Raw genomic sequence first — 6014 nt, 5'->3', positions numbered from 1 at the left:
GACCTGACTGAATCACCCGGAGAACCGATGTCCATCGGCCCGGAGATCTGCCGTCCGCCCAGCCGGACCCGTCAAGTCCACCCGCCCGGAGTTCCCGATGACCGTTGACACCGCCTTGCGCGGAGCTGTTTCGACCACTGCATAGTGGCTGGCTGCCACTGACCGGCAATGTTGCAGAAATGTCTCTGAATGAGTGGTGGCCAGCGAGTCTCCTGAGAAAGGTCTATCTGTCTAGCAACGTGGGTCAACATGAGTCCAGTTGTTGATCGGAACGTGCGCGTCGGGGTCATGATTGTGCAAGCGGTGGCCCTCATCGGTGGGGCCGCCCTTCTTTTTCAAACCACTCCGCAGCTCGCAAGTGCGGCCCCTCAGAGCTGGGCAGAACCCGTGCTGGCCGACGGACAGCCCGGCACCCTCCATCTTGGGGAGCAATGCCGCGGGCGTCGGGGCGGGATGATCTTGCAAGGGATCGTCAGGACGCGATGCAGTCAGGCTGAACACGAACTCGCAACCAACGGAATGCCGCAGACTCCGATCAAGAATATGGTTTGCTGCGCCAAGTGATCTAAGGCAACCGCACGCACATGCCGCGCTGTCCGGCTCGACCGAGCCTTGGCGACTTCTCTCCCCTGCTTGCTCATACAGGCGGCCCTCAGTGGAGGGAGGGCGTGTCAAGGGTGCCGTAGGCATCGCGTAGCGACGCGACGCAGGAGCGCCCTTTACTCGTCCGAGTGGAGCGAGATCATGGGCCGATGAGGAGGCTGGGACTACTGACCGGAAGTGGCCCGAGCCTTCGCGTCTAGATCCCGAAGTCGTTGTGCGGATGGCTGTTCGAGGAGTTGGGGCGAGTGGCCGGACGGTGGTCGCCGACGCGCCGGCGCCCGCAGCGAGAGCCCGCAGCGAGGACGCCGCGGCGTGGCGGCGGCGGCCGGTAGGCCGCCGCCCTTGAGTCTGTATAGCCAGTTTCGGCAACGACTCGTGGGCGCCACCTTCGCGTAGGCCCGAGCAGGCGCTAGCAACCAGGGGCGAAGTTCGGTACCTCGTCGCTGGCCGGGATTCGCAAGTCTGGGATACGGGTCATGGCCTCGAGCGCGTGTACGCGCTGAACGAGGAGACGCACCCGAGCAGATCGATCAACCTCGTATTGAGTGCCCGCGGTCAGCTGTTCGGGGTGCTTGCGGTAATGAAGTCCAACACTTGAGATGAACCAGCCACGGCTGATAGTCGAGACTGCGAGCAGCATCCCGGTGTCTTCTGCGGATGGCAGAGCCATCCAGCCGCCCATCGCTATGAGGAGATCCCGGCGGATGCAGATCGTGGTTGGGTGAACCTTCAAGAGGAACTTGCTGGCCTGCCACCAGTCATAGATTTGCCCCTTCTGGATCTGCCCTTCGGCTGGATCGGAGTCGAATCCGACCAGACTGCCGTCCGGCATGAGATCGAGCGCGCGGCATGTGGTCCAGCCTACGTTCGGGTGCGTGGTAAGGATCCGGATGCTGTCTGCAAGGGCACGTGGCGTCAGGACATCATCGGAGTCCAGGTTGCGAATCAATGTGCCCGAAGAGCGTTCGAGGGCAACGTTTCTCGCGGTTCCAGGTCCACCATGAGGGCTGTAGGCGAGTTTCACTCGCGGGTCGCTGAGAGCCTCCGGCGGCAGAGGTACTGGATCGTCGCCGTCGCCCTGGATTAGCCACTCCCACTCCCATCCTGCGGGGAGCAGCTGGTCACACAGCGAGCGGTACGCCTCGTCGAGATAGTCGGCTCGGGAGCGGTAGCAAGGTGTGATAACGGAGATCAGCATGGGTCAGTGTCCCCCAGGTCGAATTCGGCTGTGTAGGTGATTTGGTCACCAACAACCAGGGCAGTGCTTGTTTCGACGGCGGATCCATGTGGATCCAACACTGTGCGGCGGCGCACCATGATTGGAAGAGCTGTCGGCATTTCGAGGTCCGCGGCTTCTTCGGGCGTTGGTAGGCGAGACGAGAGCGCCATGGATACGTGGTGCGGTTCGGCACCTCCTGCTTGCAGCCATGATTCGGTGGAGCGGCCGGGCACTTCGTCGTTCGGCGCGTGGAGGCCGGCCGATTCAGCAATTCGCGCAGGCATCCATGACCGCATGACCTGATGCGGTGTTCCAGTGACCAAGTAGCGGAACGTTCGCACCAAAAGCTCTTCGTCTCCGAACAATTCAGCCAAGGCCCCCGCCGGTTCAAGATCGAAACTGATCCTGACGTCAACATCGCCTGGTCCAAGATCGCTTAGTTCCTCAAAGGTGCGATCTTGTCCGGGCCTTAGTCCCGCAAAGTGCTGATCGATCGGACGGGCAAGGCGGATCCGGCCTCGGACGCGGACGCCTCGGCGGGGCGCATTCGGATCGGTGATCAGAACACCTTCGTTTGCCAACGCTGAGATCGCTCGGACGAGTGCGCCTTGGGTCGGGGTGTCGTAGTGCTCCATGAGTTCGCGGACGGACGGGATACGTTCTCCCGCAGCCCATTCGCCAGCATCGACACGACGACGCAGGTCATCGGCGATATCTCGCCAGATCGTTGGGGGCGGCATCACTCCTCCTCGAATTTTGTTGCTTCACAAACCTTGACGCCAGCGCCTTTGCTGATGAACAATCGTTGCATACCTTTTGTTCATTAACAAAATTGGAGGTGTGGCAATGGCCGTGAAGGATCTCCGCTTGTCGGCTCCGTTTCTGGATGTGTACCCGAAGAAGCTGATTGCACTGGGGCAGCCGGAGCCGGACAACGAGTACAACCCGAATCGCAACGCAGCCCCGAAGCAGAAGAAGGACGAGGTCACCGGGCTGTGGCAGTGGAAGCTGACCTGCACGGACCCCAATGACACGCACCCGAAGCGCACTACGGTTCAGGTGATCTTCCTCGCGGAGGTCGCGCCGATTCCGGTGGGTGTCGAGCTGTCCGAAGGGGTGCACCTGATCGAGCTGGAGGGTTTGACCTTGCAGCCGAAGGTGACCGGGCAGGGCGAGTTCAAGACGCTCGGCTGGACGGTGCGTGCGACCGGGATCAAGGGCGATACTTCCGGGGCGAAGATGCCACCGGTGGAAGCTTCGGCATCGCGTCCGACCCGTTCGGATAAGGCGGTGGCGTGATGGCCGTGAGCGTGTACGCCAAGAGCCGTGACGAGGCGCTGCGGTGCGTCCGCTACGTCGCGGGCCACCAGTACTACTTCGGTGCGGCCGATCAGCATCACATCCGGATCCCGGCGACCGTGCTGGTCGATTTCGGGGCGGGCTCGCTGGAGCTGGACATGCAGGACGCTCGCGCCCTGATGTTCGGTCTGGCGGTGGCGCTGGTGGAAGACGCTGTGGCGCTGAAGGATTCGCCGCTGGATCCGAAGGCGGTGGCGTGATGTCGTCGTTCGTGAGCATGCCGACTGTAGGCGGTGAACTGCGCGCGATCAAGTACGAGGCGGCTCACGTGCACCGCTACGGCCCGAAGGGTGACGAGTACGTGTTGAACGTTCAGGCGCGTGTGTCGTTCCAGCTGGGGGAGGCGTGGATCGCCCTGACGGTCGAGGATGCGCGGGATCTGCTGGAGGCGCTGCCGGGCGTGCTCGCGCAGCACCCGGACAGTGAGTCCGTCCAAGGCCCGAAGGCGGTGGCGTGATGGGCTGCGAGCAGGTTCGCGCCGTCGAGTACGGCATCGAATACGGATACACCGGATACCACCCGGATTGCCATATTCGCGAGGGCGACATCGTCGATGAGGACGAGGCATACGTGGTGGTGCTGGCGGGGCTGCTGACCTTCGGCGCTGCATCGGTTCCGGTATTGGTCCGGGTTGGCGTCCTGAGCTTCATCGACGGCCGGACGGTTCTCGATCCGGTGGTCTTCGAGCGCACGGGCACGATCGCGGAAGTCAGTCGGGCCCTGTGGGAGCGACGGCTGACTCTCGCACCTTCGATCGAAGCGGGTGCGTGATGGTGATCTCAGTCGGCAAACCGTGGATGGCCGTGTTTCTCGCCTTCGCGATGGTGTGGATCATTCCGGCGGCCATCTTGATGACGTTCGGGCATCGCGCCCCGGTACAGGACAGTGTGGTCCCCGTGGCGACAGCGTCGTCGTCCGTACCGGCGTGCGTGATGTTCTGCGATCAGGCCGGATCCGCAACTCCTGCACCGACTTCGACCCCAGACGGTTGTGTGCTGCTGTGCAACGAAGCACCGCTGCCCTCGCACGGCGAGATCTGCCGCCTGTTCGACGGAAGGCAGGAGTGCTGATCATGGGAATCGTGGCTGGGGCACTCGTGATGGGTGCCCTTGCTGCGGCCGTGGTGTATGCCCGGTCGCGGCGCAACCGTCAGATGGGTCCGCGCGAGTTCGAACAGGTGCTGGCTGAAGCGCCGGCCGAATTGGCGCGGGCGGTGAGCATCCTCGTCCCGAACGCGAAGTGCCAGCGCATGTTCGCCACGCTCAAGCTCGGCTCGTTCGAGACCGGGTTCCCGCGGGTGCAGTGGTGGGACTACACCGATCAGGGCCTGGAAGTCGAAATCATGCTGCTGTGCGGCCAGTCCACGAAGACGTGGACCGATCCGGAGCTGCTGAACAAGATGGCGCACTACTTGATGGTGCCGCTGGTGGTGGCGTCCTCTCCGGAGCCCGCGATCATCCGTTTGCAGGTGAGGGCCTTCGATGCCCTCGCGGCCCCGGCAACGCTGCCGGAGACTGTCCCCGCCGAAGTGGACCTGCGCGCGGTACCGACCGGGATCACCGAGGACGGCCGTTGGTGGCTGCTGCCGATCCTCTACACACACCTGCTGATCGTCGGCGCCACCGGATCCGGCAAAGGCGGCGTCGTGTGGGCCATCCTGCACGGCCTCGGCCCTGCGATCCGCTCCGGACTGGTGGACGTGTGGTGCCTGGATCCCAAGGGCGGCATGGAATTCGGGCCGGGCAAGAGCCTGTTCGTCCGCTTCGCCTACAAGGACGCCGAAGACTGCCTGGCGCTGCTGGTCGAGGCCGTGGCGGTGATGCGGGAGCGGCAGGCCAAGCTGCACGCGGCCTTGATCCGCAAGCACATCCCGACCGTGGATGAGCCGCTGATCCTGATCCTCATCGACGAGGCGGCCTCGTTGTCGGCCTACGCATCTCGCAAGATCCGCGAGCAATTCGAGGAACTCCACGGGCTGCTGCTGTCCCAAGGGCGCGCGGTCGGCATTTCCGTGATCGGCTGCGTGCAGGATCCGTCCAAGGACACCATGCCGCAGCGGCAGCTCTACCCGTACCGGATCGGGCTACGGCTGGCCGAACCGTTGCAGGTCGGCATGGTCTTCGGCGCTGGCGCCCGCGACCGTGGTGCGCACTGTGACGAAATTCCTGATTCCACACCGGGTGTCGCCTACGTCGAGCAGGACGGCTCCACCTCGATCGCGCGGGTGCGCGCCTTCCTGGTCACCGACGAGGACGTGCAGGACATCGTGGATCGCTATGCGCCGCAGCCTCGTTCACTCGAAATCATTTCTGACACAACCGTTTCTGAAGAAGGCGAGGCGGCATGAACGGGCATGTTCAGCTGCGACTGTCCGGTGAACTGGGTGACATCACCCTGGTTCTCGCTTCGATCTTGGCGTCCAAGGAATTCAAGGTCGTGGTCGATGAGCGGCCGTACCCGAATCGTCGCGCGCCCGGGGTGCGGGTGTACGTGGACCTGGAATTCCCGGTCCGTCAGGACGCTCCTGTCGATCAGGAATCGGAGGTCCAGCCGTGATCCCGGATTACTGCTGGCGGTGTGCGCCCAAGCATCTGCGGACCCGTCGTCAGCTGGCGGCAGAGGGCCTTCGTCCGACCGGTCGATTGGTGCGGCCCCGGCTCGGTGGGCGTGAACCGCTGACGCCGTGGCTTTACGACGTGGAACAGGCTGCGCCGAAACGGATCCCGACCACCGCCCAATTGGCGGCGCTGGCCAGGGCTACTCGGGAGCGGCAGTTGCGGGCCGCTGAACGCCACGGCATTGACCGACGCGAGTTCGAGCAGGAGGTCTCAGC

8 protein-coding genes are annotated in these 6014 nt (G+C 63.8%); 6 read left to right on the top strand and 2 right to left on the bottom strand.

Annotation, left to right across the window (positions count from 1 at the left end):
* Nucleotides 1–1012: 1012 nt before the first annotated feature.
* Nucleotides 1013–1801: a glycosyltransferase family 2 protein gene (locus ACAM49_RS12245; RefSeq protein WP_369635583.1), complete on the bottom strand. Its 789-nt coding sequence runs from the start codon at nucleotides 1799–1801 to the stop codon at nucleotides 1013–1015.
* Nucleotides 1795–2562, bottom strand: coding sequence for a GntR family transcriptional regulator (locus ACAM49_RS12240; protein ID WP_369635582.1), 768 nt, complete (start codon nucleotides 2560–2562; stop codon nucleotides 1795–1797). The genes ACAM49_RS12245 and ACAM49_RS12240 overlap by 7 nt, the downstream gene beginning before the upstream one ends.
* 106 nt (nucleotides 2563–2668) lie before the next feature.
* Between ACAM49_RS12240 and ACAM49_RS12235 the strand changes: the two genes are divergently transcribed.
* The 6 genes from ACAM49_RS12235 to ACAM49_RS12210 are packed head-to-tail and all read left to right on the top strand — an operon-like array spanning nucleotide 2669 to nucleotide 5737.
* Nucleotides 2669–3121 carry a hypothetical protein gene (locus tag ACAM49_RS12235; RefSeq protein ID WP_369635581.1) on the top strand — a complete coding sequence of 151 codons (453 nt, stop codon included), beginning with the start codon at nucleotides 2669–2671 and terminating at the stop codon, nucleotides 3119–3121.
* Nucleotides 3121–3381 (top strand): hypothetical protein, encoded by a 261-nt coding sequence (locus ACAM49_RS12230; protein ID WP_369635580.1) that lies wholly within the window; start codon nucleotides 3121–3123, stop codon nucleotides 3379–3381. The genes ACAM49_RS12235 and ACAM49_RS12230 overlap by 1 nt, the downstream gene beginning before the upstream one ends.
* Entirely contained in the window at nucleotides 3381–3638 is a 258-nt protein-coding gene (locus ACAM49_RS12225) for a hypothetical protein (RefSeq protein WP_369635579.1), read from the top strand. The genes ACAM49_RS12230 and ACAM49_RS12225 overlap by 1 nt, the downstream gene beginning before the upstream one ends.
* A complete protein-coding gene (locus ACAM49_RS12220) occupies nucleotides 3638–3952 on the top strand; it encodes a hypothetical protein (RefSeq protein ID WP_369635578.1) in 315 nt (104 codons plus the stop codon). The genes ACAM49_RS12225 and ACAM49_RS12220 overlap by 1 nt, the downstream gene beginning before the upstream one ends.
* Nucleotides 3945–5528, top strand: a complete 1584-nt coding sequence (locus ACAM49_RS12215) for an FtsK/SpoIIIE domain-containing protein (protein ID WP_369635577.1) — start codon at nucleotides 3945–3947, stop codon at nucleotides 5526–5528. The genes ACAM49_RS12220 and ACAM49_RS12215 overlap by 8 nt, the downstream gene beginning before the upstream one ends.
* Nucleotides 5525–5737, top strand: coding sequence for a hypothetical protein (locus ACAM49_RS12210; protein WP_369635576.1), 213 nt, complete (start codon nucleotides 5525–5527; stop codon nucleotides 5735–5737). The genes ACAM49_RS12215 and ACAM49_RS12210 overlap by 4 nt, the downstream gene beginning before the upstream one ends.
* The last annotated feature ends 277 nt before the right edge of the window (nucleotides 5738–6014 follow it).

This window comes from Nocardia sp. JMUB6875, assembly GCF_041154655.1.
Classification (GTDB): domain Bacteria; phylum Actinomycetota; class Actinomycetes; order Mycobacteriales; family Mycobacteriaceae; genus Nocardia.
Note: the sequence above shows the minus strand (reverse complement) of the source record. Positions and strands in the feature narration are given on the sequence as shown.